Origin of the sequence: Pseudonocardia sp. Ae505_Ps2 (assembly GCF_001932425.1) — a bacterium.
In the GTDB taxonomy this organism is placed as follows: domain Bacteria; phylum Actinomycetota; class Actinomycetes; order Mycobacteriales; family Pseudonocardiaceae; genus Pseudonocardia.
In genome coordinates, this window is sequence record NZ_MCIP01000001.1 from 3,168,539 (window position 1) to 3,193,824 (window position 25,286).

24 protein-coding genes and 1 pseudogene are annotated in these 25,286 nt (G+C 76.1%); 12 read left to right on the forward strand and 13 right to left on the reverse strand.

All coding sequences use genetic code 11. From position 1 onward, the window contains the following. Window positions 1-123: 123 nt before the first annotated feature. Entirely contained in the window at window positions 124-1,044 is a 921-nt protein-coding gene (locus Ae505Ps2_RS15165; protein WP_043276436.1) for a TIGR03564 family F420-dependent LLM class oxidoreductase, read from the reverse strand. A gap of 47 nt (window positions 1,045-1,091) precedes the next feature. Here Ae505Ps2_RS15165 and Ae505Ps2_RS15170 point away from each other — a divergent pair, with 47 nt between their 5' ends. Beyond that, window positions 1,092-1,895 carry a helix-turn-helix domain-containing protein gene (locus Ae505Ps2_RS15170; protein WP_083695752.1) on the forward strand — a complete coding sequence of 268 codons (804 nt, stop codon included), beginning with the start codon at window positions 1,092-1,094 and terminating at the stop codon, window positions 1,893-1,895. Window positions 1,896-1,996: 101 nt separating this feature from the next. Here the strand turns inward: Ae505Ps2_RS15170 and Ae505Ps2_RS15175 are convergent, their stop codons facing one another. From Ae505Ps2_RS15175 to Ae505Ps2_RS15195, 5 genes are all read right to left on the reverse strand, one after another. Next, a complete protein-coding gene (locus Ae505Ps2_RS15175; protein WP_020622184.1) occupies window positions 1,997-2,485 on the reverse strand; it encodes a carbonic anhydrase in 489 nt (162 codons plus the stop codon). Between the two features lie 264 nt (window positions 2,486-2,749). Next, on the reverse strand, window positions 2,750-5,902 hold the full coding sequence (locus Ae505Ps2_RS34025; protein ID WP_170917046.1) for an arabinosyltransferase domain-containing protein: 3,153 nt from the start codon (window positions 5,900-5,902) through the stop codon (window positions 2,750-2,752). Window positions 5,903-6,234: 332 nt separating this feature from the next. Continuing rightward, on the reverse strand, window positions 6,235-6,909 hold the full coding sequence (locus Ae505Ps2_RS15185; protein WP_075307353.1) for a fasciclin domain-containing protein: 675 nt from the start codon (window positions 6,907-6,909) through the stop codon (window positions 6,235-6,237). 130 nt (window positions 6,910-7,039) lie between these two features. Then, on the reverse strand, window positions 7,040-8,584 hold the full coding sequence (locus tag Ae505Ps2_RS15190; RefSeq protein ID WP_233147602.1) for a molybdopterin-dependent oxidoreductase: 1,545 nt from the start codon (window positions 8,582-8,584) through the stop codon (window positions 7,040-7,042). Window positions 8,585-8,706: 122 nt separating this feature from the next. Continuing rightward, window positions 8,707-9,657, reverse strand: coding sequence for a LysR family transcriptional regulator (locus tag Ae505Ps2_RS15195; protein ID WP_075307351.1), 951 nt, complete (start codon window positions 9,655-9,657; stop codon window positions 8,707-8,709). A 327-nt stretch (window positions 9,658-9,984) separates the two neighbouring features. Here Ae505Ps2_RS15195 and Ae505Ps2_RS15200 point away from each other — a divergent pair, with 327 nt between their 5' ends. From Ae505Ps2_RS15200 to Ae505Ps2_RS15205, 3 genes and pseudogenes are all read left to right on the forward strand, one after another. Beyond that, on the forward strand, window positions 9,985-11,127 hold the full coding sequence (locus tag Ae505Ps2_RS15200) for a Glu/Leu/Phe/Val dehydrogenase dimerization domain-containing protein (RefSeq protein ID WP_075554244.1): 1,143 nt from the start codon (window positions 9,985-9,987) through the stop codon (window positions 11,125-11,127). A 172-nt stretch (window positions 11,128-11,299) separates the two neighbouring features. Continuing rightward, window positions 11,300-11,346: pseudogene (locus tag Ae505Ps2_RS34245) on the forward strand (hypothetical protein); the annotation flags it as partial. A gap of 93 nt (window positions 11,347-11,439) precedes the next feature. Next, window positions 11,440-12,207 (forward strand): aldo/keto reductase, encoded by a 768-nt coding sequence (locus Ae505Ps2_RS15205; protein WP_233147601.1) that lies wholly within the window; start codon window positions 11,440-11,442, stop codon window positions 12,205-12,207. A gap of 10 nt (window positions 12,208-12,217) precedes the next feature. On the opposite strand, the gene Ae505Ps2_RS15210 is transcribed toward Ae505Ps2_RS15205, so the two are convergent. Genes Ae505Ps2_RS15210 through Ae505Ps2_RS15220 form a run of 3 tightly spaced genes read right to left on the reverse strand, consistent with a single transcriptional unit; the run spans window position 12,218 to window position 13,624 of the window. After that, on the reverse strand, window positions 12,218-12,640 hold the full coding sequence (locus Ae505Ps2_RS15210) for a DUF5313 family protein (protein WP_075307349.1): 423 nt from the start codon (window positions 12,638-12,640) through the stop codon (window positions 12,218-12,220). A gap of 31 nt (window positions 12,641-12,671) precedes the next feature. Continuing rightward, complete coding sequence (locus Ae505Ps2_RS15215) at window positions 12,672-13,337, reverse strand: DUF1990 family protein (protein ID WP_233147600.1); 666 nt, start codon at window positions 13,335-13,337, stop codon at window positions 12,672-12,674. A 56-nt stretch (window positions 13,338-13,393) separates the two neighbouring features. Further along, a complete protein-coding gene (locus Ae505Ps2_RS15220; protein ID WP_043277734.1) occupies window positions 13,394-13,624 on the reverse strand; it encodes a hypothetical protein in 231 nt (76 codons plus the stop codon). Window positions 13,625-13,682: 58 nt separating this feature from the next. Here Ae505Ps2_RS15220 and Ae505Ps2_RS15225 point away from each other — a divergent pair, with 58 nt between their 5' ends. The 8 genes from Ae505Ps2_RS15225 (at window position 13,683) to Ae505Ps2_RS32045 (ending at window position 20,868) form a co-directional block, all read left to right on the forward strand. Further along, on the forward strand, window positions 13,683-14,435 hold the full coding sequence (locus Ae505Ps2_RS15225) for a DUF1990 family protein (RefSeq protein WP_083695753.1): 753 nt from the start codon (window positions 13,683-13,685) through the stop codon (window positions 14,433-14,435). A gap of 24 nt (window positions 14,436-14,459) precedes the next feature. Continuing rightward, window positions 14,460-15,368 (forward strand): enoyl-CoA hydratase-related protein, encoded by a 909-nt coding sequence (locus Ae505Ps2_RS15230; RefSeq protein WP_020623456.1) that lies wholly within the window; start codon window positions 14,460-14,462, stop codon window positions 15,366-15,368. Between the two features lie 192 nt (window positions 15,369-15,560). After that, window positions 15,561-16,337: an rRNA adenine N(6)-methyltransferase family protein gene (locus Ae505Ps2_RS15235; RefSeq protein WP_075307343.1), complete on the forward strand. Its 777-nt coding sequence runs from the start codon at window positions 15,561-15,563 to the stop codon at window positions 16,335-16,337. A 171-nt stretch (window positions 16,338-16,508) separates the two neighbouring features. After that, on the forward strand, window positions 16,509-17,834 hold the full coding sequence (locus Ae505Ps2_RS15240) for an MFS transporter (RefSeq protein ID WP_075307341.1): 1,326 nt from the start codon (window positions 16,509-16,511) through the stop codon (window positions 17,832-17,834). Further along, window positions 17,831-18,802 (forward strand): NtaA/DmoA family FMN-dependent monooxygenase, encoded by a 972-nt coding sequence (locus Ae505Ps2_RS15245; protein WP_337819521.1) that lies wholly within the window; start codon window positions 17,831-17,833, stop codon window positions 18,800-18,802. Before Ae505Ps2_RS15240 ends, Ae505Ps2_RS15245 begins: the two co-directional genes overlap by 4 nt. A 21-nt stretch (window positions 18,803-18,823) precedes the next feature. After that, window positions 18,824-19,198: a hypothetical protein gene (locus tag Ae505Ps2_RS34250; RefSeq protein ID WP_349289827.1), complete on the forward strand. Its 375-nt coding sequence runs from the start codon at window positions 18,824-18,826 to the stop codon at window positions 19,196-19,198. 309 nt (window positions 19,199-19,507) lie between these two features. Next, window positions 19,508-20,077 (forward strand): hypothetical protein, encoded by a 570-nt coding sequence (locus Ae505Ps2_RS32040; RefSeq protein WP_170917047.1) that lies wholly within the window; start codon window positions 19,508-19,510, stop codon window positions 20,075-20,077. A gap of 62 nt (window positions 20,078-20,139) precedes the next feature. Then, complete coding sequence (locus Ae505Ps2_RS32045) at window positions 20,140-20,868, forward strand: phosphodiester glycosidase family protein (protein WP_075553726.1); 729 nt, start codon at window positions 20,140-20,142, stop codon at window positions 20,866-20,868. Here Ae505Ps2_RS32045 and Ae505Ps2_RS15260 read toward each other — a convergent pair. Genes Ae505Ps2_RS15260 through Ae505Ps2_RS15275 form a run of 4 tightly spaced genes read right to left on the reverse strand, consistent with a single transcriptional unit; the run spans window position 20,826 to window position 25,268 of the window. Continuing rightward, complete coding sequence (locus Ae505Ps2_RS15260) at window positions 20,826-21,476, reverse strand: TetR/AcrR family transcriptional regulator (RefSeq protein ID WP_075312051.1); 651 nt, start codon at window positions 21,474-21,476, stop codon at window positions 20,826-20,828. The genes Ae505Ps2_RS32045 and Ae505Ps2_RS15260 overlap by 43 nt on opposite strands. A 27-nt stretch (window positions 21,477-21,503) precedes the next feature. Beyond that, window positions 21,504-22,553 carry a PDR/VanB family oxidoreductase gene (locus tag Ae505Ps2_RS15265; RefSeq protein ID WP_075553727.1) on the reverse strand — a complete coding sequence of 350 codons (1,050 nt, stop codon included), beginning with the start codon at window positions 22,551-22,553 and terminating at the stop codon, window positions 21,504-21,506. Further along, window positions 22,550-23,461, reverse strand: coding sequence for a metal-dependent hydrolase (locus Ae505Ps2_RS15270; RefSeq protein WP_075307333.1), 912 nt, complete (start codon window positions 23,459-23,461; stop codon window positions 22,550-22,552). Before Ae505Ps2_RS15270 ends, Ae505Ps2_RS15265 begins: the two co-directional genes overlap by 4 nt. 19 nt (window positions 23,462-23,480) lie before the next feature. Then, window positions 23,481-25,268: an SDR family oxidoreductase gene (locus Ae505Ps2_RS15275; RefSeq protein WP_075333610.1), complete on the reverse strand. Its 1,788-nt coding sequence runs from the start codon at window positions 25,266-25,268 to the stop codon at window positions 23,481-23,483. Window positions 25,269-25,286 lie beyond the last annotated feature (18 nt).

Below are 25,286 nucleotides of genomic sequence, written 5' to 3' on the forward strand. Positions count from 1 at the left end.
GCAGCTCAAGGGGCGCGGAGTGACCCCGTGCGCCCGCTGGGCCGCATCTCGGCGGGCGAGGGAGCGCGCGCCACGGTGCCACCGGGCAGCCGGCGTACGGCCACCGCCCGGGCGCGGTACTGCTCAGGACCGCGCGATCCGGCCGAGTACGGCCACGGTGCGGGCCCGCTCGGCGGCGTCGCCCAGCGGGCTGACCAGCAGGTCGGTGGCGCCGGCGTCGGCGTAGCGGGCGATCCCGGCCGCGATCGTGTCCTCGTCCCCGGCGACGACGAGCCCGCCCGGGGAGCCCAGCCCCTCCCGTTCCAGCACCCCGGCGTAGGACGGCAGCCGGGCGTAGTCCGCGTAGTCGACCGCGGCCGCTGCCCGCACCCGGTCCGGTGCGGTCGTCGCCGACACCGGCACCCCGACGACCACCCGCGGCGACGGCCGTCCGGCGGCCGCCGCGTCGAGCAGCGGCCGGACGTGCTCGGAGATCGTCCGCGGCCCGGTGAGGAAGGTGATGGTGCCCGTGGTCCGCTCACCCGCCAGCCGCAGCATCCGCGGGCCCAGCGCACCGAGCAGCAGCGGGACCTCGGGCGTGGCGCCGGGCACCGCCGTGTCCGCCGGGTCCGACCCGGGACCGGACGAGCCGGGGACCCGTTCGCCGCGCAGCAGCGGGGCGAGCACGTCGAGGTGGTCGGTCAGCGCGGCCACCGGCCGCGTGAACGGCATGCCGTACACCTCCAGCAATCCCGGGTGGCTCACCCCGAGACCGAGCGTGAGCCGCCCACCGGACGCCGCCTGCACGGTCAGCGCCTGCGCGGCCAGCACCCGCGGGTGCCGCGGCTGCACCACGACGACCGACGCGCCCAGCTCGACGTCGGGGACCTCGCGGGCGACGGCGGCGTACAGGGTGAGCGTGTCGGCCCCGTACCCCTGGGGCAGCCACACCGTGCGCAGCCCGGCGGCGGCCACCACCCGCGCCCGCGCCACGATCTCCTCGACCAGGTTCGCGGGTGGGGGATCATCGAGCCCGGCCGCGAGGTTGACACCGATACCGATCATGGGGTCCACCGTCCGCCGGCGGCCGGGACCGGACCAGGAGCGAACCGATGGGGGTACCCGTGGTGACAGGATCGGCGTCGGCGCGTGTGCGGCCCACGACGACGACCGACCGCCGCCGGGAACTCGGCGCCTGCCTGCGCTCCTACCGTGAGCGCGTCGCGCCGGCCGCGGTCGGTCTGCCCGACCGCGGCCGGCGCCGCACGCCGGGGCTGCGCCGCGAGGAGGTCGCGGCGCTCGCCGGGGTCGGTCTCACCTGGTACACGTGGCTCGAACAGGGCCGGGTGACCGCCTCGGACGAGGTGCTCGCCGCCGTCGGCGGGGTGCTCGGCATCGACGCCCCCGGGGTCGCACACCTGGTCCGGCTGTCCCGCGACGGCGCGGCCCCGGCGGCGACGGCGCCCGAGGAGCTGCTGCCGGTGCTCACGAGCTGGCCCGGTGACCCGGCGGCGCTGCTCGACGCCCAGCTCGGCGTCGTCGCGGTGAACGACGCCTGGGAGGCCGCGATCGGCCGCCCGGCCGACGGGCACCCGGGACGCCGGCACGTGCTGTGGCAGCTGGCCGCCGACCCCGCGGCCCGTGCCCGGATCGGCCCCGACCCCGACGAGCTGCTCACCGCACTGCACCGCAGGTTCCGGATGGCCTCCGACCTCGACCCGGCCGCCCCGGGCACCCGCGGGGTCCGCGACGTCCTGCACGCCGAGGCCCCGGAGCGGGCCCCGCTGTGGGAGTGCCGCGGGGTCGGCGCGTTCGGGCGGCCCCGGGTACGCCTGGGCGGTGTCGAGCGCACGGCCTACCTGCTGGGCGAGGCCGGCGCACCGGGGGCGGCGGTGCTGGTGCTGCTGCCGTCCTGACCCCCGCGGCCCCGGTGGCGGTTCGCCGACGGTCGCACCCGGGCCGCGGTCGTCGCACCCGCCGCGACGGGTGCGACGACCGCACGGGCGGTGCGGCGGGCCTACTTCACCTCGTTCAGCCGCCCGGTCGCGACGTCGAACACGAAGCCGCGGACGGCGTCGGTGTGCGGGATGAACGGGTTGGTCCGGATCCGGGCGAGCGACTGGCGGACGTCCTCGTCGAGGTCGTCGAACGCCTCGGCGGCCCACTGCGGCTTGATGCCGGTCTCGTCGCGGATCGAGGCCTTGAACGCGTCGTCGGTGAAGGTCAGCATCCCGCAGTCGGTGTGGTGGATGAGGATGATCTCCTCGGTCCCCAGCAGCCGCTGGCTGATCGTCAGGGAGCGGATCTCGTCGTCGGTGACGACGCCGCCCGCATTGCGGATGACGTGGGCGTCGCCCTCGGCCAGGCCGAGGATGCGGTAGACGTCGAGCCGGGCGTCCATGCAGGCGACGACGGCGATCTTGCGTGCCGGCGGCAGCGGCAGCGGGCCGGAGAAGCTCTCGGCGTAGCGGGCGTTGTTCTCGAGCAGTTCGTCGGTGACGGACACGGGGTCCTCCGGAGTGGTGGTCGGTGACGCGGGCGTCGTACCCGCGCGCGATGCACGGGGCGGCCACGCGGCGACCCGGGGGTCGCTACGCGGCCCACCGACACAGCTCGTCGAACGCGACGATGCGCCGACCGGGCCAGAACGGCTCGAGCAGGGTGCGCATCACCGCATGATTCGATCGCGATACCCGGTCCGGAGCAAGGAGCCGTCCACCGGATGGACCTGCGGCGGGATGTGTCCGGACACATCCCCGACCCACGGGGGTCAGGGCACCGGGAGGGCGGGGTACCCGATCGGACTCCGGTCGCCCTCCCAGCCCCAACGGCGCACCGGGACCGAGCTGACGTCGTAGGCGTCGACGGCGAGGTCGGTGTCGATCCGGACGACCGCACCCCAGTCGGCCTGGCCCGGGACGTCGGCAGTGTCGATCCGGGTCGCGACGACCTGCTCGGTGGTGGTGCGGCGCATCGCCGCGAAGCTGCCCCCGGCGACGTCGGCGAAGGACACGTCCACGGCGAACCCCAGCGACGACGGACCCAGGACCAGGTAGCGCGGGGTCTGCACCAGACCGGCCCGGACGGCGGGCAGGTCGCGCAGACAGGGCGCCGCCCAGAGGATCGACCAGTCCACGTAGACCGGCCCGTCGGCGTCGCGCAGCATCGGCACCACCGGCGCCGAGGTGACCACCCGCGGGGCGGCGGCGGCCACCCAGCCGCCCGGCCCGACGGTGGTGTCGACGGCGTGCAGCCGCACCCGGTCGACGGCCGCCGGGAACGCGGAGACGGGCACCCGCACGGTGCGCCAGCCCGACCGGTCCAGCGGCACGGCCTCCTGCACCCGCTCGGCGGGGTAGGTGCCGCGGGCGCCGGTCGCGGTGTCGTCCAACGACACCCGGCCGTCCGGGCCCGGCGAACCGGCGCGGGCGTACTCCAGCTCCAGGGTGTTGCCCTGCCCGGTCCGCCCGGCGACGTCGACCGACAGCACCCGGTCCGGTGGCCCCGGTGTGACGGCGAACCAGCGGGTCCGGAGCTCGCCGGTGGTGCCCGCTCCGCCGTCGAGGCTGCCCCAGGCGAGCCCGCCGCGCGGCGGGGCGTCGACCCAGCCACGGCCCTCGGTGAACCCGGTGAGCGTGTCGGCGCCGCCCGCGGCGGGCAGCGCGCCCCCGTCGACCCCGACCGTGACGTGGTCGAGGATCCCGCAGGTGTCGCGGCCGGTCAGCTCGCTCCACAGCTGTCCGCCGACGCTGTAGTCCCCGCCCTGGCGCACCGGGGCGACGACGAACGACGCCACCACCACCGACACCCCGGTGAGCAGGGCCACCACGACCACCCCGGCGGGCAGCGCCGCCGCGGCCCGGGCCACGCAGTCCCGCCCGGTCCGGTGCCGTCCGTGATCCGCCCGTCGACCTGCCAGCAGACCTGCTCGTCGGCCCGCCCGGTGGACCGCGGCGGCCGACACGACCAGCACCGCCAGCGCCACCAGCGCCCACACCAGCGGCGAGTCCAGCGGCGTGAACGGGCCGTCGGCGCGCGGCACACCCCAGCCGGACCACAGGAACCACTCGTTGCGCCCGCTGAAGGCCAGCGCGGCGAGTACGGCCGCCGCCACGGTCCCGGCGGCGGCCGCGCCGCGCACGGTCGGGTCGCCGGGCCGCCGGGCCGCGGCCACCACCAGCACCACCCCCGCCGCGGCGGCGAGCGCCCCGACCCCGGCGAGCGTCCCGAAGTAGTGGGTCCACTTCGACGGTGCCGGGGTGAGCAGCACGAACCCGAGTGCGAGCCCGACCAGCGGCACCGGGGCCCACCGCAGACCGGGACCCCACCGGTGCGCGCCGCGGGCGACCAGCGGCAGCGCCGCGACCAGCAGGGCGATGGCGAGCAGCACCGGCACCCGGCGGCCGAGGCCGCCCTGCTCGGTGCCGAATCCGAGCAGGTAGTCCCATCGGCGCAGCTCCTGGAACCACGGTGTGGCCGGACCGTAGAACTGGTGCATCTGCGTGGCCCGCGCGACCGTGTACAGACTCTGCCCGGTGAACACCGGCGTGAGCCCCGCCGCGGCGATCCCGGCCGCGGCGACGGTCGCCGCCACCCCGACGGCGATCCCCCCGCCGCGGTGGCGGACGACCCGCCGCCACAGCGCGGGCAGCAGCAGCACCAGCGGACCGGCGACGGTCACCGCCGACGGCGTCACCGCCAGCGCCAGCCCCGCGGTCAGCGCCGCGGCCGCGGTCCACGTCCCGCCGCGGAGCCCGGGCCGGGCGGCGGCGCGCAGCGCACAGCACAGCGCCGCGGTCGTCGCGAGCGCCGCGAACGGCTCGGGGCGGACCCCGAGGTTCAGCGGCAGCCACCACGCCAGCAGTGCGACGCCGAGCGTGCCCCGCACCCAGGCCCGTCGGTGGTGGCGGGCCAGCACCGCGGGCAGCGCGACCCGCGACAGCAGCAGCCACACCGCGATCCCGGCGAGCACCGACGGCACACGCAGCACCAACGGCCCCACACCGGTCTCGGCCAGCGCCCGGACCAGCCGGATCACCAGCGTGTACGGCGCCTCCGAGGCGTTGCCCCAGCGGTAGACGTTGCCGAAGTCGCCGGTCGCCGTGCCGGTCGCGTTGCGCGCGATGGCCTCGGTGAAGCCGTCGTCGGTCGACAGCGGCCCGAGCACCGTCCACCCCGCCAGCGTGGCGACGACGAGCACGTCCGCGGCGGCCCGCCCGATCCCGGCCGGGGTGCCCACCGCGGCCAGCCGGGCCCGCCGGACGCGGGCCGTCCCGCGGCGGCGCCGGAACCGGTCACCGGCCAGACGGGCCAGCAGCACGGCGGCGACGGCGGCGGCGAGCCACTGCAGCCCGAGCAGCGCCGTCTTGGCCGGCGACGAGGCGGCGGCGAACCAGTCCGCGGTCCGCGCGGTGACCCGCAGCCCGTCGGCGTCGGCGGGGGAGAGCTGGGTGCCGAACGCGGCCACGGCGCGCACGACATCGCCGGGGAAGGCGCGCGGGGCGCCGTCGCCGAGGGTGACCCGGGACCCGGCCTCGTCGGTGTCGAGGACCAGCCCGCAGGCGTCGCCGGACGGGACGGGCGCGCGCAGCAGCTCGCGGCCGCCGACCTGGACCCGCAGCTCCCCGCCCGCCCCGGTGAGCACGGCGAACCCGGTCCCCGGGGCACCGGGCCGCTCCGAGCCCACGACGGTCGTCGATACCCCGGTTCCGGCGGAGCGGGCCTGCGCGGCGCGCAGCACCCGGCAGAGCACCTCGACGCGCACCGCCTCCGGCGCGGCGGGCTGGAACGCCGCCGTCGTCGACGTGGGCCGCTCGCCCGCCCGCGGCCAGGACACGGTCGTCGTGCGGGTGTCGACGGGGGCGAACGGCACCAGCACGGCGAACAACCCCGCCAGCAGTCCGGCGACCAGGGTCGCGACCACCAGGCGACGGGAGACGGGCGACGGGGCGGAGCGGTCTGAGGGGTGCATCGACTTCCGGATCGACTCGGCGGGGGGAGCGCGGCGCGGGACCGGGCCGTCCGTCCGACGGCGGCGACCGGCACCGTGTGCAGGCCGGTCACGCCGTCGGGGATCGAGCCGTGTTCCCGTTCCGTCTGCACCGTGCCGGTCCGCTCGGTCGCGCGCACGCGCAGGGTGCGCTCACCGGGTCCCGGTTCGATCTCGATGCGCCACGTCCGTCGTGACAGCAGGGTGTTCGTACGACGGCGGGCCCGGGGTTCGCACCCCGGGCCCGTCGTGTCGTGCGGCGGTCGTCAGCTCTTGGGCATGAGGACCTTGTCGATCACGAAGACGGTGGCGTTCGCGGTCGGGATGTTGCCGCAGAGGATGTTCGCGGTGTTGCCCTGGCCGTCGGTGACGGTGGGGGCCTCGGGGGTGCCGCCGATGGTGAGGTCGCCGCCGGCCAGCTCGGTGAGGGTCTTCTTCTCCACGATGCCCGCGGCGTCCAGGCGCTCGGGGGTCACGTGGTAGGAGAGCAGCCCCTGCAGGGCACTGGTGTCGGCCAGCAGGGCGTTGAACTTCTGCTCGCCGAGCTGCTTCTGCACCGCGGCGAAGGCGTCGTTCGCCGGGGCGAAGACGGTGATGCCCTTCTGCTGGTTCAGGGTGTCGGCCAGGCCGGGGACCTTGCCGACGGCGGTGACCAGCGTGGTCAGCAGCGGGTTGGTGCTCGCGGCGGTGGCGACCGGCTGCGGGCCCATCGAGTCGAGCGAGCCGGGCTCGTTGCCCTGCGGCAGCTGGCTGCAGGCCGGGCCGAAGACGTCGGCGTTGGTGGTGACGCCGTCGGCGGCGGCGGTGGTTGCCGGTGCCGAGGAGGTGGCCGGGGCCGCGGCCGGCGGGGCGGCGGTGTCGCTGCCGCCGCCACAGGCGGTGAGGCCGAGCGACAGGGTGGCGAGCAGACCGACGGTGGCGAGGGTGCGAGAAGCGCGCATGGCTGGATTCCCTTTCGAGGAAACTGTCTGTCCTACATGGACTGTCGATTGATTGTTCGGGTCGTGGGGCCGGGCGGTTCGGGTGTTCCGGAAGATTTCCGGATCTTTTTTCGACGGCTCGGGAATCGGTTCAGACGACGGTGACGATGGTGCTGGGCCACCCCGTCGCACCGTCCGGGATCGGGTCGACACGGACGTCGGTCTGGACGAGCCCGCGGCGGTCGGTGGCGCGGGCGGTGAGCGTGTGGCTGCCGGGGGAGAGGTCGAGCTCGGCCCGCCACATCCGCCAGGTGTTCGGGTTGACCTCGGTGGCCAGCTCGGCGCGGACCCACGGGCCGTCGTCGGCGCGGACCTCGACGGCGGTGATCCCGACCGGCTGCGCCCACGCGACCCCGGCGACCTGCACGCGCCCCGCCGGCAGCCGGGAGAACCCGACCGGGGCGTCGATGCGGCACTGGGTCTTGATCGGGGCGCGCTCGGCCCAGCCGCGGTCGCGCCAGTAGACGCTGCGCTCGGCGAAGGTCGTCAGCTCGATGTCGGCGAGCCACTTGGTGGCCGAGACGTAGCCGTAGAGCCCCGGGACGACCATGCGGACCGGGAACCCGTGCTCGACCGGCAGCGCCTCGCCGTTCATGCCGAGTGCGAGCAGCGCGCCGCGGCCGGGCTCCAGCACGGTCGCGGTCGGGGTGCCCGCGGTCCAGCCGTCGCGGCTGGTGGAGACGATCTGGTCCGCGGCCGGGTCGACGCCGGCCTCCAGCAGCAGCGGGGCCAGCTCGACGCCGACGAAGTCCGCGGTGGACACCAGGTTCCCGCCCACGGTGTTGGAGACGCAGGTCATCGTGATCGTCCGCTGGACCAGCGGACGTCGCAGCAGGTCGTCGACGGTGAGGACGAGCTCGCGCCCGACCCGGCCGTGCACCCGCAGCGACCAGTCCTCGGCCCGGACCGCGGGGATCGTCAGGGCGACGTCGATCCGGTAGAAGTCGGCGTTCGGGGTGACGAACGGAACGGTCCCGAGCTGGGGGAACGCGGCCGAGGCCGGCACCGGCGGCGCGGTCTCGGCGAGCGTCGCCGCGGCCAGCCTGCCGGTCAGCGCGGCCCGTGAGGCCATGATCCCGCTGCCGGCGGAGGACAGCGCCAGGCCGGTCCCGCCCACGACGAGCGTCCCGGCGGCGACCGCCGCCGACGCCCCGGTGAGCACGGTGCGCCGGGGGACACCGTCACCGTCACCGGCGCCGCCGTCCCCGGTGCGGGTGGTGCCGGGACGGCGGGCGAGGCCGTCCAGCCCCCGCTGCACCGCCACACCCACCACCAGCGCGACGACCGGCGCGGCCAGGTCGGTCGCGGTCGGCACCGGCCCGGTCAGCACCGCCGCCACCGCGAGCAGCCCCAGCACGGCGACCGCGGCGGTTCCCACCACCGCCCGCCGGCGCGCCGCGAGCCCGGCCAGTGCGCCGAGCAGCACCAGCAGCACACCGATGCCGGCGAGCAGGACCGGCTTGTCGGCCGTCCCGAACGCGGACTTGGCGAACTCCACCACCGGCTGCGGCGAGAGCCGCACGACCGCGTCGCCGACCGCCACGAACGGTGACGACGCCGGCGCCACCAGGGCCGCCACGAGGTGCCCCGACGCCACCGCCGCAGCGATCGCCAGCAGTTCCACCAGGATCGCCACGGAACGCGACGGAAGGACCAGGGGCCCGTTTCCCTCGGTCCGGTTCTCGGTCAGCACAACCGTTCTTCGGAACCCCGGCGGAAACGGTTCGACCGGCCCGCGGATTCCGCCGCGGAACGGGGTCAGGTCAGGCCGAGCGACTCCGGCTGCACCGGGATCGGGGCGTCGGCGCCGAGCCCCTTCTGCGCCGCCGCGGTCCGGACGGCCTCGATCACCAGCGGCACCGCGGCCCGCCGCGCGGTGGTGGTGCGGTAGGCCAGCGACACCGTGCGGGTGAGGGCGTCGCCGAGTGCGACGATGTCGACCCCCGGCGGGCGCAGCGCCAGGCCCAGGTCCGTCACCAGGGTGACACCGAGCCCGGCCGCGACCATCGCCATGGCGGTGGCCTGCTCCTCGACCTCGTGGTCGATCCGCGGCTCGAAGCCCGCGCTCTGACAGGCCAGGCGGGCCGCCTGCCCGAAGTGCGACCGGGCGGGCGAGACGATCCACGGGTGCTCGGCCAGCTCCGCCAGCATCACGCTCGCGGCGGGCACCGCCCCGGCGGGCACCGCCGCGTAGACCCGCTCGACGGCGATGACCGCCCGCTCCAGGCCCTTGTCCCACGTCATCGGGTAGTTCGAGTAGTCGATGACGAACGACAGGTCGAGCTCGCCGTCGCGCACCGCGGCCGCTGTCTCCTCCGGGGCGAGCTCGCGGGTGCGGACCTCGACACCGGGGTGGGTGCGGGCCAGCGCGGTCAGCGCGTCGGGCAGCAGACCCGAGGCGACCGAGGCCCACACCCCGGCGGTGAGCTTCGCCGCAACGGTCTCGCCCGCCTCCTCCAGCGCCTGGGTGGCGCGCTCGACCGAGGCGAGGATCTCCTCGGCGTGCTCGGCCAGCAGGACACCGAGGTCGGTGAGCTGGACCCGGCGCCCCCTCCGCTCGAACAGCCGCGTCCCGACGTCGCGCTCGAGCTGCGCGAGCTGCTGGGACACCGCCGACGCCGTGTAGTGCAGCGCCGTCGCCGCCGCCGTGATGGTTCCCCGCCGGTGCAGCTCACGCAGCATCCGAAGCCGAGACAGGGACAGCTCCATGCGACCGAGCCTATTGCGCTGTGCAGGAACGGTGAACAGCGGCGTGAATGATCCGTAAATGGACGCGGGGCCCGGTGCGCCCGCAACCTGGGGCCACCGGTCGGGAACGACTGCCGCCGGGGGGACGACGAGGTCCGCGATGTCGACGAGACCGGAACGGCCCCTGGTGGCGACGACCGGTGCAGTACGAGCAGGAGGTGGGTCGCCATGACGACGATGCAGAACCCGGCCGGGGGCACCCCGCAGACGGCGGCCACGGCCGCCCCCTACGTCCCCGGCGCCCCGGCGCCCACCGTCGCCCCGGTCGTCCGCCGTCCCGAGCCCTACATGCGCCTGCAGTGGAACGACGCCGTGACCGGCGCCGTCGGCTACCTGGTTGTGCACACCCTGCGGGCGGGGCTCGCCACCGGCGGCACCCGGATGCGGGCCGGCTGTACGTTGTCCGAGGTCGAGGACCTCGCACGCGGCATGGCCAACAAGACCGCCACCTTCGACCTGCGGATCGGCGGGGCCAAGGGCGGCATCGACTTCGACCCGAAGGACCCGCGTGCCGTCGAGGTGCTGCAGCGCTTCTGCGAGGCCATGCGCCCCTGGATCGACGCGCACTGGGTGACCGCGGAGGACCTCGGCGTCCCGCAGCACCTGATCGACGAGGTCTTCGAGAAGCTCGGCCTCGGCCAGAGCTACCACGCCGCGATCAGCCGCGCCGCCGACCCGGCCGCCACCCTGGAGCGGGTCCGCACCGGGCTGAAGGCCGAGGTCGACGGCGGGTTCGAGCTGGGCGACGTGATCGGCGGCTACGGCGTCGCGCACGCCTGCCTGGCCTCCGCGGTGTCCTGGGGCCAGATCCCGGCCGACACCACGGTCGCGATCCAGGGTGTCGGCACGATGGGCGGTGCGGCCGCCTACTACCTGCACGAGGCCGGGATGAAGGTCACCACGCTGGCCGACGCCGCGGGCACCCTGCACTGCGCGGACGGGCTCGACGTGCCCACGCTGCTGGACCTGCGCGACGGCTACGGCGAGATCGACCGCTCCCGGCTGCCCGCCGGCGTCGAGCAGCTCCCGCGCACCGCGATCCTGTCGGCCGAGGTCGACATCCTGGTGCCGGCCGCGATCTCCTACGCGATCACCCCGGACAACTCCTACGACGTCCGCGCCCGCGTGATCGTCGAGGCCGCGAACGCCGCGACGACCCCGGAGGCCGAGGCCATGCTCGCCGCGCGCGGGGTGCCGGTGCTGCCGGACTTCGTCGCGAACGCCGGTGCGGTCGCCTGGGCCTGGTGGCTGCTGCTCGGCGAGGTCGACGACGACCCGCAGAACTCCTTCGACCGGCTGCGCACCGTGATGCACGCCAAGGTCGCGCAGCTGCTGGCCGCGTGGACCGAGGACGGCGTCACCCCGCGCGAGACCGGGCACCGTTGGGCCGACGACCCGGCGCCGACCACCGGTCCGGTCGTCATCCCCTGATCCCACACCCGGCGCCCCGGGCCGCCGTGCGACACCCCGACGGTGGGTGCCGCGCGCCGGCCCGGGGCACCGGTACGTGTCGGGGTGGGTATCCGGGTGAACCGCGGCGCGCGTCGGGCCGGATCCTCGGGACATGACTCCCGTGACCACACCGCAGCCGGTGCTCGGCACCATGAACTTCGGCACCCGGGTCGACGAGGCCACCTCGTTCGCGCTGCTCGACCGCTTCGTCGAGCGCGGCGGCGTCTGGCTCGACACCGCCGATGTCTACGCGTTCTGGAACGACCCGGCCGGGGAGCCCGGAGCGAGCGGGTGCTCGGAGCGTGGCTCGCGGCGCGGCCCGGCGTCCGCGAGCAGGTCCGGATCTCCACCAAGACCGGGGTGCGGGGCGGGCTCGGAGCCGCCGCGGTCCGCACCGCCGCACGGGGCAGCCTGGACCGGCTCGGCGTCGGGTCGGTCGACCTGTTCTGGGCGCACGTCGAGGACCGCCGCACCGACCTCGACGAGACGGTCGCCGCGCTCGGTGCCCTGGTCACCGACGGGCTGGCGGCGCGGCTGGGCGCGTCCAACCACGCGTCGTGGCGGGTCGAGCGGGCCCGTGCGGCCGCCGCCGCGCAGGGCGTCGCCGCGTTCGACGCCGTCCAGTACCGGCACTCCTACGTGCTCCCGCGCCCGGGCGCGGCGCTGCCCGACTCCGGGCACATGCTGCTCGACGCCGGCGCGGCGGATCTCGCGGCGACCGAGGGCCTGACCCTGTGGGCCTACACGCCGTTGGTCAACGGGGCCCTGACCCGCACCGACCGCGCCCTGCCCGACGCCTACGACCACCCCGGCACCACCGCACGGCTGGCCGCGCTCGACGCCGTCGCCGCCGACACCGGCGCCACCCGCAACCAGGTCGTGCTCGCCTGGATCATGACCGGGGGGCACGGCCGGACCGGGCTCGCGGGCGAACTCGCCGTCGGACCGGCATGGCCGCTGGTCGGGGTCAGCCGGACCGCCCAGCTGGACGAGGCCCTCGACGCCCGGGACCTGCACCTCACCGAGGAGCACCGGGCGGTCCTCGACGGCGCGGCGTGACCGCGGCCGCTCAGCCCCGGCGGTCGTCCCGCTCGCGTTCCGCCCCGAACTCCCGGTCGTGCCGCAGCCGGGCGTCGACGTGCTGCTCGGCACGGCGCGCCTCCCGGGTCGCCGCGGCCGCCCCCACCGGGTAGCCGGCCTTCATCACCCGGGTCTCGCACGCCTCGACCGTGTAGACCGCCGAGTAGAAGTAACCGATCACCGCGCCCGAGGCGATGGCGCCCAGCCGCACCCACGGCGGGCCGGGCACCACCAGGTACAGCAGGGCCAGCAGCGGGATCAGCTGGACCGTGGTGCGGACGAGGTGGCGCAGCACCCAGGTGCGGGTGGTGACGTCGTGGAGCACCCAGCGCCGGTTGCGGGCCGGCAGCCGGGCGCCGAAGGCGTAGGCCACCCAGCGGAACGGGTTCGGCCGCCGGATCGGGTCGTCCATCTGCAGGTTCCCTCCGGGTCGGGCACCCGGGTCAGACACCCGGATGCCGGACGAGCACGGCGAACGGGTCCGTCCAGTGCCGTCCGGCGTTCTGCGGGGCGACGGTCACACCGTCGGCACCCGGCAGCGGCTGCGGCAGCGGCCTGCCCGCCGCCGCGTCGGCGACGAGCTCACGCACCCGCTGCCCGGCCCGATGGTAGAACTCCAGCTGCACCGCCCGGCCGAACAGCCCGAAGCCGAGCCGGAACAGCGGGTTCGGGATGTGCGCGGGCCGGGAGAACGCGCGGATGACGAACTCGACGTCGCCGGTCGTGAGGGTCTTGACCACCTCGTAGGTGAGCCGGCCCTCCTCCAGGTGTCCGTGCAGGGTCTCGTAGGTCCAGCCCCAGACGCGCCGGCCGTCGACGGTCTCGTCGACCAGCCCGGTGACCCGGACGCCGAGGTGGAAGCGCATCGGCCCGAACCGGCCCTCCAGCAGCATGTCGCGGCCCAGCAGCGGGTCGGCCGGGCGGAACACGCCACGCAGCCGGTTCGGGGCGGTGAACTGGTAGTCGCGCAGGATCGCGCAGGCGCGTTCCCAGGCGCCGTCGGGCACCGGGTCACCGGGGGGCTCGGTGCCGACCAGCGCCCGGCCGTGGTCGACGTGCCAGCGCGGGTCGTGGGAGTCGATGGGGGTCTCGGCGTCGTCGAAGTTCACGCCGCGTGCGGCGAGCCCGTCCAGGTCGGCGCGACGGTCCTCGGGGCCGGGGTGCTTCAGGACCGAGCGCCCTTCTCCTCGCGCCGCATTGCGTCGCCGATCAGCCAGAACATCGACGGCCACAGGCCGACGAAGATCGCGCGGCGTTCGGCGTTGCCGCGCTCGTCCTGGTCCACGGTCTTCGCGCGCAGCCACAGCGCGATGGCGAAGCCCACCGAGCCGAGGGAGAACCACTGGAGCTGGGCACCGCGCACACCGGCCCGGTGCAGGACACGTCCGACCGTCATGGCGGTCCGTTCCCCGCTGCCGGCGGATGTAATCCCGCACAGGGGGTACCCGTGGTCGATGCGGACCCCCACGACGGCCTCGACGAGCGGACGGACCACCCCGGTCACCGGTGACCGGCGGTCCCGCCGGGTGTCGGCGGTGCTCCGCTGGCCGGTGGGTCTGCTGCTGGTGTCGTGGCGCTACTTCTGGCGCACCACACCGATCCACCGCAGCGACGTCGTCGGCGACCTGGGTGACCTCCCGCCCGCCTCGCCGCAGGGCGCCGACGCCGACGACGTCCAGCGCCCGTCGGACGGGTACGGCACCCTGCTGCACCGGCGCTACGGCGTGCGCATCCGCGGGTCCCGGTGCAGCCCCGAGGAGCTCATGACGCGCCTCGCCGCGGACCCCGACCGCTGGTCACCGGAGTTCGCGGTGTTCCGCCGCACCCGCGGCGAGCCCGGCGGGATGGACGTCGGCGACGAGTTCCTGATCCGCATGCCCGGCCCGTGGGACGGCCCGGTGCGGGTGGCCGCCGCCGGGCCCACCGAGTTCTCCTTCGTCACCCTGGACGGGCACCTGGAGGCCGGTCGGATCGACTTCCGCACCCGTCGCGACCCGGATCACCCGGAGATGCTGCGCTTCGACATCGAGTCCTGGGCACGGCCCGGGGACCGGCTGTCGCACGTGCTCTACAACACGCTGCGCGTGGCCAAGGAGGTGCAGTTCAACATGTGGACGCACGCCTGCATCCGGGCGGCCGCCATCGCCGGCGGCCGGCCGGACGGCGGCGTGACGGTGCACACCCGGCGGTTCCCGACCACCCGGTGACGCGGCGGGGCAGACTCGCCGGTCATGAGCACCGACGCTCCCGCCTTCACCGAGATCTCCTACGACGTCGACGACCGGGTCGCCACGATCACCCTCGACCGTCCGGACCGGCTCAACGCGTTCACCGCGACGATGGCCCGCGAGCTGATCGCCGCCTACGACCGCGCCGACGCCGACGACACCGTCCGCGCGATCGTGCTCACCGGTCGCGGCCGCGGCTTCTGCGCCGGCGCCGACCTGGGCCGCGGCGGCTCCTCGTTCGACCCGACCGACCCGGAGCGTGCCGCGGACCGCGCGGGCATCGGCACCATCGGCGGCGTCGTCCGCGACGGCGGCGGCACCGTGACCATGCGGATGGCGGCGTTGCGCACCCCGGTGATCGCCGCCGTCAACGGGCCCGCGGTCGGCATCGGGGCGACGATGACGCTGCCCGCCGACATCCGCCTGGCCGGCGCCTCGGCCCGGTTCGGGTTCGTGTTCGCCCGCCGCGGGCTCGTCCCGGAGGCCGCGTCGAGCTGGTTCCTGCCCCGGATCGTCGGCGTCTCCCGGGCGATGGAGTGGGCCGCGACCGGCCGGGTGTTCGACGCCGCCGAGGCCCTCGACGGCCGGCTGGTCTCCCGCGTCCTGCCCGACGACGAGCTGCTCGGCGCGGCGTACGCGATCGCCCGCGAGATCGCCGACAACACCTCGGCGGTGTCGGTCGCGCTGACCCGGCAGCTGCTGTGGGGGATGCTCGGCGCGCCCAGCCCGTGGGACGCCCACCGCGCCGACTCGGCCGCGATCGCGCACCTCGGGCAGGGCCGCGACGTCGCCGAGGGCGTCACGTCGTTCCTGGAGAAGCGCCCGCCCGCCTTCCCCGACACCGTCTCCGAGGACTACCCCGGCCACGTCCTGCCGCACTGGCCCGCCCCGCCCGCCGACCTGACGGACTGAAATCCGGGTGCGCCGGTGCCCCCGGCGCCCCTACCGTGCCCCCGTGGCCTCGATACGCCTGCGCGTCGCCCGACGGCGGCGCCACACCTGATCCCTGCCGATCTCCTGGCGCCGCCGTCCGAGCAGCCGGTCCTCGTACCCCTGCCGGGCGGCGCCCCGCCGCGCCCCCGGCTCCCCATCCGGGAGCCTCCTGTGCGATCCCCTCTGCCACGTCCGCTCGGCCGTCACGAGCACGGCCAGAACTTCCTCGTCGACGACGCCGTCCCGGCCGCGATGGCCGCCGTCGTCGCCGGGTACCCGCCCCGGCCGCTGCTGGAGCTGGGCCCCGGTGACGGCGCGCTGACCGCCGCGCTGCTGCGCCTGCCCGGCAGGCCCCTGACCGCGGTCGAGCTCGACCCGTACCGGGTGGCCCGCCTGCGACGACGCTTCGGCGGCGGCCTCACCGTCGTCCACGGCGACCTGCTCGACGTCCGCCTCGACCGGCCCGTCGACGTGGTGTCCAACGTCCCGTTCGCCCTGACCACCCCACTGCTGCGACGCCTGCTGGCCGCCCCGCGCTGGGCGCACGCGCTGCTGCTGGTACAGTGGGAGGTCGCCCGCAAGCGGGCCGCGGTCGGCGGCACCAGCGCCCTCACCGCCCGCTGGTGGCCGTGGTTCACCTTCACCCTGCACGACCGGGTCCCGGCCAGGGCGTTCCGGCCGGTCCCGGCCGTCGACGGCGGGGTGCTGGAGATCGCCCGCCGGGAGGTGCCGCTGCTCGACGCCCGGCCCCGGGACCACCACCGGATCGTCGACGCGGTGTTCACCGGCCGTGGTCGCGGGGCCGTCGACGTCGTCGGGCGGCGGTTCGGCCGCGCGCTGGCACGGGACTGGGCGCGCGAGTGCGGGCTCGGGCCGCGGACGCTGCCGCGTGACCTCGACGCGGGGCACTGGGTCCGGCTGCACGCCAGGGTGGCCGGGCGGAGGTGACCCCGGTCCCGCTCCGTTGCGCCGGGCGGGGGCGGTCTGCTCGGGTGGGCGACGTGGAGCACTCGGAGCTGACCCGGCGGCGGTGGCTGGACCACGGCCGCCTGTCGTCGCACGCCTGTCGCTGACCCGCCCCCGACGCCCCCCGCTCCGCCTCACACCGGCAGGTCACCCGTGTCCAGTTCCCCTTCTGCGACGCCCGGCGCCACCCCGCGCCGCGCCGCCGTCGCCAGCCTCGTCGGGACCACCATCGAGTGGTACGACTTCTACCTCTACGCCACCGCCGCGGCGCTGGTGTTCGCCCCGCTGTTCTTCACCGACGCCGACCCGGCCACCGGGGTGCTGGCCTCCTTCGCGACCTACGCCGCCGGGTTCGGGGCACGGCCGATCGGCGCGGTCGTCGCCGGGCACCTGGGTGACCGGATCGGCCGCCGCGCCGTCCTGGTCGGGTCGCTGGTGCTGATGGGCGTCGCGACGACGCTGATCGGGCTGCTGCCGACCTATCCGACCGTCGGGCTGCTGGCCCCGGTGCTGCTGGTGGTGCTGCGGCTGGCCCAGGGGCTCGCCGTCGGCGCGGAGTGGGCCGGTGCGGTGCTGATGGCCGTCGAGCACGCCGAGACCGAGCGTCGGCGCGGTCTGTTCGGCAGCTTCCCGCAGATCGGCTCCTCGGCCGGGATGCTGCTGGCCTCGGGCGTCTACACCGCGGTGCTCGCGATCGCGGGCAGGGAGGCGTTCCTCGCCGGCGCCTGGCGGATCCCGTTCCTGCTCAGCGCGGTGCTCGTCGTCGTGGGGCTGGCCATCCGGCTCACCCTCGCCGACCCCGCGGTGTTCACCGCCGCCCGCGACGCCGGGACACTGTCCCGCCGTCCGGTGCTGGAGGTGCTGCGCACCGACTGGCGCACCGTGCTGCTGACCGTCGGCAGCCGGATCGCGCAGAACGCGCTCTACATCCTCGCGACCACCTTCGCCCTCACCTACCTCGCCCGGGGCGAGTCCGGCGCGGCCGAGAGCGCCGGCCTGACCGCGGTGATCATCGCGTCGGCGATCGGGCTGTTCTCCACGCCGCTGTGGGCGGTCCTGTCCGACCGGGTCGGCCGCAAGCCGGTCTACCTGTTCGGCGCGATCGGGGCGCCGCTGTTCCTCGGGGTGTTCTTCCTGCTCCTCGACACCGGGGCCACCGTGCTGGTCGTCGTCGCGATGGTCGTGCTGGTCAACCTGTTCCACGACGCCATGTACGGCCCACAGGCCGCCTGGTACGGCGAGCTGTTCGACACCCGGCTGCGCTACAGCGGGGCCTCGCTGGGCTACCAGGTCGGCTCCGTCCTCGCCGGGGCGACGCCACTGATCGCCACCGCCCTGCTCTACGCCGGCGGCGGGACCCCGTGGCTGATCTGGGCCTACCTCGGGGTGCTGTTCGCGATCTGCATCGTCTCCACCGTCCTGCTGCCCGAGACCCACCGCGGCGGGCTCCGCACCGCCCGCGAGAAGGTGGTGGCATGACCGGCCGCATCCTGCTCAACGCCTTCGACATGGCCTGCGTGGGCCACCAGTCCGCGGGGCTGTGGCGTCACCCGTCCGACGAGGGGCACCGCTACACCGACCTCGACCACTGGACCTCGCTCGCCCGGATGCTGGAGGACGGCGGTTTCGACGCGCTGTTCCTCGCCGACGTCCTCGGCGTCTACGACGTCTACGGCGGCTCCCGCGACGCGGCCGTCCGCGCCGCCGCGCAGGTCCCGCTCGCCGACCCGCTGCTGCTGGTCCCCGCGATGGCCGGGGTGACCTCACGGCTCGGGTTCGGGGTGACCGTCTCGGTCGCCTACGAGCACCCCTACGCGCTGGCCCGGCGGTTCACCACCCTCGACCACCTCACCCGCGGCCGGGTCGCGTGGAACGTCGTCACGTCCTACCTGGACTCCGCGGCACGCAACCTCGGCCGGTCCGGGCAGATCCCGCACGACGAGCGCTACGAGCTCGCCGAGGAGTTCCTGGAGGTCTGCTACAAGCTGTGGGAGGGCTCCTGGGACACCGATGCCGTGGTCCGCGACCGCGACCGCGGCGTGTTCACCGAGCCGGACCGGGTGCACGACATCGCCCACCACGGCCGCTGGTTCGACGTGCCCGGCCCGTTCCTGTCCGAGCCGTCCCCGCAGCGCACCCCGGTGATCTTCCAGGCGGGCGCGTCGCCGCGCGGCGCCCGGTTCGCCGGCACCCACGCCGAGGCCGTCTTCGTGTCCGGCCCGTCGCCCGCGGTGGTCCGCCGCTCGGTCGACGCGGTGCGCGCCGAGGCCGCCCGCGCCGGGCGGGACCCCCGCTCGGTGAAGGTGTTCGCGATGCTCACCGCGATCGCCGGGGAGACCGACGACGCCGCCCACGCGACCCTGGCCGAGTACCTGGAGCTGGCCGACCCGTCGGCGGCGCTGGCGCTGTTCGGCGGCTGGTCCGGCGTCGACCTGGCCGGGGCGTAGCCGGAGCAGAAGCTCGAGTACGTGCAGACCGACGCGACCCGCTCGGCGCTGGCGTCGTTCACCGGGCCGGACCGCGACTGGACGGTCGGCGAGCTCGCGGAGTTCATCACCGTCGGCGGGCGCGGGCCGGTCGTCGTCGGGTCCGGGGTGACGGTCGCCGACGAGCTGGAGCGCTGGGCCGCCGAGGCCGACCTCGACGGCTTCAACCTGGCCTACGCCGTCACCCCGGGGACGATGGCCGACGTCGTGACCCACGTCGTTCCCGAGCTGCGACGCCGCGGCCGGATGCCCGCCCCCGCCGACGCGGGCGGCCCCACCCTGCGCGAGCGGTACGGCACCGGCGACGGCGCCCGGCTCGCGAAGGACCACCCCGGTGCGGCGCACCGGACCCGCTGACCCGCACCGGAGCCGCTGACCCCGCACCGGACCCCGGCCCCGTGCCGGACCCCGACCCCGCGCCGGCTCGGGTGATCGCCAGGAGTGGAGCGGCCGGACGGGTGCACTGCCTCCGGCGCTCCACTCCCGGCGATCATCGGCGGAGCCCCGGGCGCACGGCCCGGGTTCACGGAGCCCCGGTCACCCCGTCGGGGACCACCGGACCCCGACCGGGTGGCCCTGCGCCACCGTCGCGTGACGCCCCGCGCCATCGCCGCACCGGCGTGGTCACCTCGGCCCCGGCCGGGTGGCGATCGGGGGAGTGCGGGCATGGCGGGATGGACGGGCAGCCGGGGCGCGGCGGTGGCGACGGCGGTCGTGGTCGGGCTGCTGGTACCGGTCACCCAGCAGGCGTCCGCGGGCCCCGCCCGGGTCGCGCCGCCCGTCGCGGCCGTCGTCCCCGCGGCGCCCGGGCCCACCGCGGAGACCGCGGAGACCGCGTCCACCGGGGCCACCGCGGAGACCGCGTCCACTGCCGAGACCGCTTCCATTGGCGAGACCCCGTCCACCGTGGCGCTCGGGTCCACGGCGACGTCCGGGTCCACCGGGGCCGATGCGCCCGTCGCCCCGGCCCCGCAGGCCCCCGCCATCACCCACCGCGAGGAGCGGGTCGACACCCCGGCCGGGCCGGTGACCGTCGACGTCGTCGTCGCCGACCTGAACCGGGCCGAGCTGCGCGCCACCCTGCTCACCGGTGCGACGGTCGGCGAGCGGTCCTCGGTTCCCGCGCACGCGCAGCGTGGCGGGGCGGGGCGGCAGCCGCGATCAACGGTGACTTCTTCGACCTGGGGCGCAGCAACGCCCCCGCCGGGCCCTCGGTCCGCGACGGCCGCGCGCTGACCTCCGCCGTCCCACCGGGGCGGCGGCTCGCCCCGGGCGTCCCCGGCGCCGAGCAGGGCGACGTGCTCGCCGTCGACGACGACGGCACCCCGCGCCTGGACCGGCTCACCCTCGACGCCTCCGCGACCGGCCCGCAGGGCCGCCTCCGGATCGACACCCTCAATGCCTACGCCGTGCCGGTCGGCGGGATCGGGCTGTTCACCTCCGACTGGGCGGGCGACCGGGCCGCCACGCTGTGCGGCAGCGACACCGACCGGAACGCGCCGTGCGCACCGGACCGGGTCGAGGTCGTCGTCCGCGACGGCGCGGTCACCGCGGTCCGCCCGCCCGGCGGGGGAGCGATCCCGGCCGGGGACCAGGTCCTCGCCGGCCGCGACCAGGGCGCCGCCGCGCTGCGACGGCTCGCCGTCGGCGACCGGGTCACCGTCCGGTACGCGCTCGCCGCCGCGTCGGGGACACCGCCGCGGACCGCGGTCGGGGCGTCGCCGATCCTGCGCGACGGTGCACCCGTCGCCGGGCTGGACGCCCGCTCCCGCGACCCGCGCAGCGCCGCGGGCCTCACCGCGCAGGGACGGCTGATCCTGCTCACCGCCGACGGCCGCGAGTCGACCTCGGTCGGCATCACCCTGGCCGAGACCGCCGAGCAGCTGCGCCGGGCGGGCGCCGTCGACGGTGTCAACCTCGACGGGGGCGGTTCCTCGACGATGGTGTTCCGCGGCCAGGTCGTGAACAGCCCGTCCGAGGACGCCTACCGGCTGGTGCCCAACGCGCTCGGCGTCGTGGAGAACTGAGCGTCCGGGTCGCGGGCCACGGTCACCCCGAGCATCGCGAACAGCTGCTCCACCAGCCAGTCCCGCAGCTCGGCGCGGGCCGGCACCCGGCCCGCCTCCAGCCACACCAGCACCGAGCCCTCGACCAGCGCGACCCAGCCGCGCAGCGTCATCAGCTGCAGCGGCGTCGGGTCGGGCACACCGCCGCGCACGCACAGCAGGTCCACGATGTGGTCGCGCACGCCGTCCACCATCGCGTCGGTCTCCCCGGTGGAGACGACCGAGCCGCTGCGCAGCAGCGCGACGTAGGCCCGCGAGTGCCGGCCGACGACGTCGAGGAACACGTCCAACGCGTCGGCGAGCTGGGAGTCCAGCGGACCGTCAGCGGGCAGCGCGACCCGGTCGATGAGCTCCTCGGCGACACTGCCCAGCGCCGCGACGTGCAGCTCCTCCATCCCGGAGAAGTACCGGTAGAACAGCGCCCGGGACACGTCCGCGGCCCGGGTGACGTCCTCGACGGCCACCTCCTCCGGCGAGCGGGCGCCGTAGAGGTCGAGCGCGGCCGACACCAGCTGCGCGCGGCGGGCCTCGGGCGTCATGCGCCGGGGTGGACGTGCGGGTGAGGTCATCACCGACGAGGGTACGGACCCCATGCCTCAGCGCCCGAGGTCGACGACGATCGTCCCGTCCGTGGCCCGCCCGACGCACAGCGCGGTCCGGCCCGGCCCGGCCGGGTCGCCGACGGTCGTGCCCTCCACCAGCCGGACGTGGCAGGTCTCGCAGAACCCCTGCCGGCAGGAGTAGGGCACGTCCGGGCGCAGCGCGCGCACGGCGTCCAGCGCGGTCCGGTCGGCCGGGACCGCGACGTCCGGGCCGCCGACGATCCGGACGGTGAACGGGCGGCCGCCGCGGATCGGGGGCGGGGAGAACCGCTCGGAGTGGAACCGCTGCCCGGCGGGCAGCGCCCGGCGCAGCGCCTCGATCATCGGCGGCGGGCCGCAGCAGTAGACGGCGGCGTCCGGGTCGGTCCCGGCCAGCAGCTCGGCCGCCGTGGGGACGCCCGCGACGTCGTCGGGGCGGCGGACCACACGATCCGGGGCGAGCGCGGCGAGGGCGTCGGACAGCGGCATCGACGCCCGGTCCCGGCCGGTGTGCACCAGCCGCCACCCCACCCCCGCGGTGTGCGCGGCCCGGACCATCGGCGCGATCGGGGTGATCCCGATGCCACCGGCGACGAACAGGTACGACGGCGCCGCGGCCAGGGGGAACGCGTTGCGCGGGCCGTGCAGCCGCAGCCGCGCCCCGGGGCGCAGGGCGTGCACCTCGTGCGAGCCGGAGCCCCCGGGCACCCGCCGCACCGCGATCCGGTACACCGACCGGTCGCCCGGGTCGCCGCACAGCGAGTACTGCCGCAGCAACCCCGAGGGCAGCTCGACGTCGACGTGCGCGCCGGGCCGCCAGCCCGGCAGCGGCCCGGTGCCCGCCGGGACGAGGTCGAGCTCGGCGACGTCGGGGCAGGGGCGGCGCACGGCGTGCACCTCGACGACCACGGTGCGGTCCACCGGGGTGACCGGGCGACGGCGCCGGCCACCGGCCGTCGCCAGGGTCTGGGTCACCGCCGTGAGCACCGACAATGCGGTCGCCCCGCGGTTCGGGTGCGGCGGCGGCGCGGCCGAGCCCGCGCCGGACAGCAGCGCGGTCCTCATGCCGCGGACCCCCCGGCCGGGTCGGCGTGCCCCGCCTCGGCGGCACGGGCGGCGGGGGAGACCGCGAGGTAGGCCACCGCCGCGTCGGTGTCGCCGTGAGCGGCCGGGTGGAACCGCGGGCTCAGGTAGGTCAGCACGGCGCGGGCGAACAGCCACGGGCCGGGCACCAGCCCACGCCGGGAGTCCCGCAGGTAGTCGCGCAGCCGGGCCCGGCGCTGCGGTGTCCCGCGCAGGTGCGGGTCGCGGTCGCACAGGTGCCGGGTGCCGTCGGCCCACAGCTTCGCCAGCGCCGGCCCGGCCACCGCCATCGCCCGGATCCGGCGCAGCCACCGCCCGTCGAGGTGGGTGTAGAGGTCGTGCGCGACGCTGCGGTGCTCGACCTCCTCGGCGCCGTGCCAGCGCAGCATGTCCAGCATGTGCGGGTCGGCCCCGGCCGCGTCGAGAGCGTCGGCGTCGAGGATCCACGAGCCGAGGACGGCGGTGAAGTGCTCGATCGCCGCGATCAGCCCGACCCGCTCCACCAGCCACTCCCGGGCCGCGTCGCCGGTGAGGCCGCGGTCGCCGAGCAGCTCCGTGAAGATCCACTCGACCTGCTCGACGAAGCGGGTCACGTCCACGCCCGCCTCGACGAGGTGGTCCAGCGCCCCCTGGTGCGAGGTCGCGTGCACGGCTTCCTGGCCGATGAAACCGCGCACGTCCTCGGCCAGCGCCTCGTCACGGACCATCGGCAGCGCGCGGGAGAAGACCTCCACGAACCAGCGCTCCCCCTCGGGCAGCAGCAGGTGCAGCACGTCGATCAGGTGCGAGGCGAACGGCTCGCCGGGGATCCAGTCGGTCCGCAGGGTGCTGAAGTCGAACCGGACGTCGCGGGCCTGCAGCGCGATCCGGTCCTCGGTCGGGTCGGTCATGGCGATGCTCCTGGGAGACTCAGCGGGTCCCGTCGACCCGGGCGAGTGCGCGGACGAGTGCGGGGGACAGCCGGGAGGCGAGCAGCCCGACGTGCGCCTCGGCGGTGACCGGGGCGATCGGCAGGTCCCGCTCGACGGCGCGGACCAGCCGGGCGGCGACGCGCTGCGGGGTGTACCCGCGTCGGGCGTAGGCCGCCGCGACGTCGCGACGGCGGACGGCCTGCGTGGCGTCGTCGGTGCCGGCGAAGCGGGTGGCACCGGTGATCGGGGTGTCGACGAACCCGGGGCACAGCGCGGTGACCCCGACCCCGGCGCCCGCCAGCTCGGCGCGCAGGCACTGCGACAGCATGAGCACCGCCGCCTTGGTCGTGGCGTAGGCCGGCAGCGAGCGCGACGGCAGGTAGGCCGCCGCCGACGCGGTGTTGACGATCGTGCCGCCTTCGCCGTGTGCGGCGAGCAGCGCGCCGAAGTGCCGGCAGCCGTGCACGACGCCCCACAGGTTCACGTCGACGATCCGCTGCCACTCCTGCGTCGTCGTGTCGGCGAACGACCCGGCGACGGCGATCCCGGCGTTGTTCACGACGAGGTCGGGCACCCCGTGCTCGGCGGCGACCCGCTCGGCGAGCGCGGCGACGGCGGCCTCGTCGGCGACGTCGACGACCGCGGCCACCGCACGCCCGGGCCCGTGCCGCCGGGTCACCAGGTCGACGGTCTCCGCGGCGCCGGCCTCCGAGACGTCGGCGACGACGACCCGTCCCCCCAGGTCGGCGAGCCGGCGGGCGATCTCGCGGCCGATCCCGCTGCCCGCCCCGGTGACGACGGCGAGCGAGCCGTCCCAACGCGACGCCCGGCCCGGCCGCCCCCCGCTGCGGACCAGGGCGGCGCCCCGGGCCGCCGCCCGCTCCAGCGCGGGCGAGGTGGTGCCGCCGGAGCGCTCGGCGACGAGCTCGCGGACGCAGCGCGCGACGACACCCGCCCGCTTGCGGACGATCCAGTGCCCGCCGGGCAGGTACCGGACCCGCAGGTCGGGGGCGTACGCGGCGGCGCTCGTCGCCATCGCGGGAGTGACGTAGGCGTCGCCGAGCGGGGCCAGGATCTGCACCGGGACGTCGGTGCGCCGCGGCCGGGGGCGTCCGAGCCGCCGGGGCAGGTTCCGCCGGTAGAGCTCCAGACCGTTGACCGCGTCGCGCACCGAGGGCCGCGGGATCCGCTCGGTCCGCGCCACCATCGCGCCGAGCAGCCCGCTGCGGACCATCAGCTCGGGCAGCACGGGCATCCGGAACGCCAGGGTGTACCAGGAGTGCAGCGCCTGGGTGAGCACCGGCCGCAGGTCGCGCAGGCCGCGGCGGCGCAGGAACAGCCCCACGTGGTCCAGGCACGGGCCGGAGACCGAGGTGAACGACGCGACCCGGCCGTCCATCGCCGAGGGGGCGCCGTCCTCGCGCGTCACGGCGTGCCAGGTCTGGATCGCGCCCCAGTCGTGCGCGAGCAGGTGCACCGGAGAGTCGGGGGAGAGGGCGTCGGCGACCGTGCGCAGGTCCGCGGCGAGCAGCTCCAGGTCGTAGCCGGCCGGGGCTCCGGGGGCGGCGGAGCCACCGTGGCCGCGCACGTCGTAGGTGACGACGTGGTGGTCCGCGGCGAGGTCCGCGGCCACGCGGTCCCACACGTGCCGGTCGTCGGGATAACCGTGCACGGCGACGACCGTCGGGTGCGACGGGTCGCCCCGTTCCTCCACGACCAGGTCCAGGTCGTCCCGGCTGCGCACCGTCCGGACGCGGCCGGCGGGCTCCACCTCGTTGTGAGACACACCGTCATCGTAGAAAAC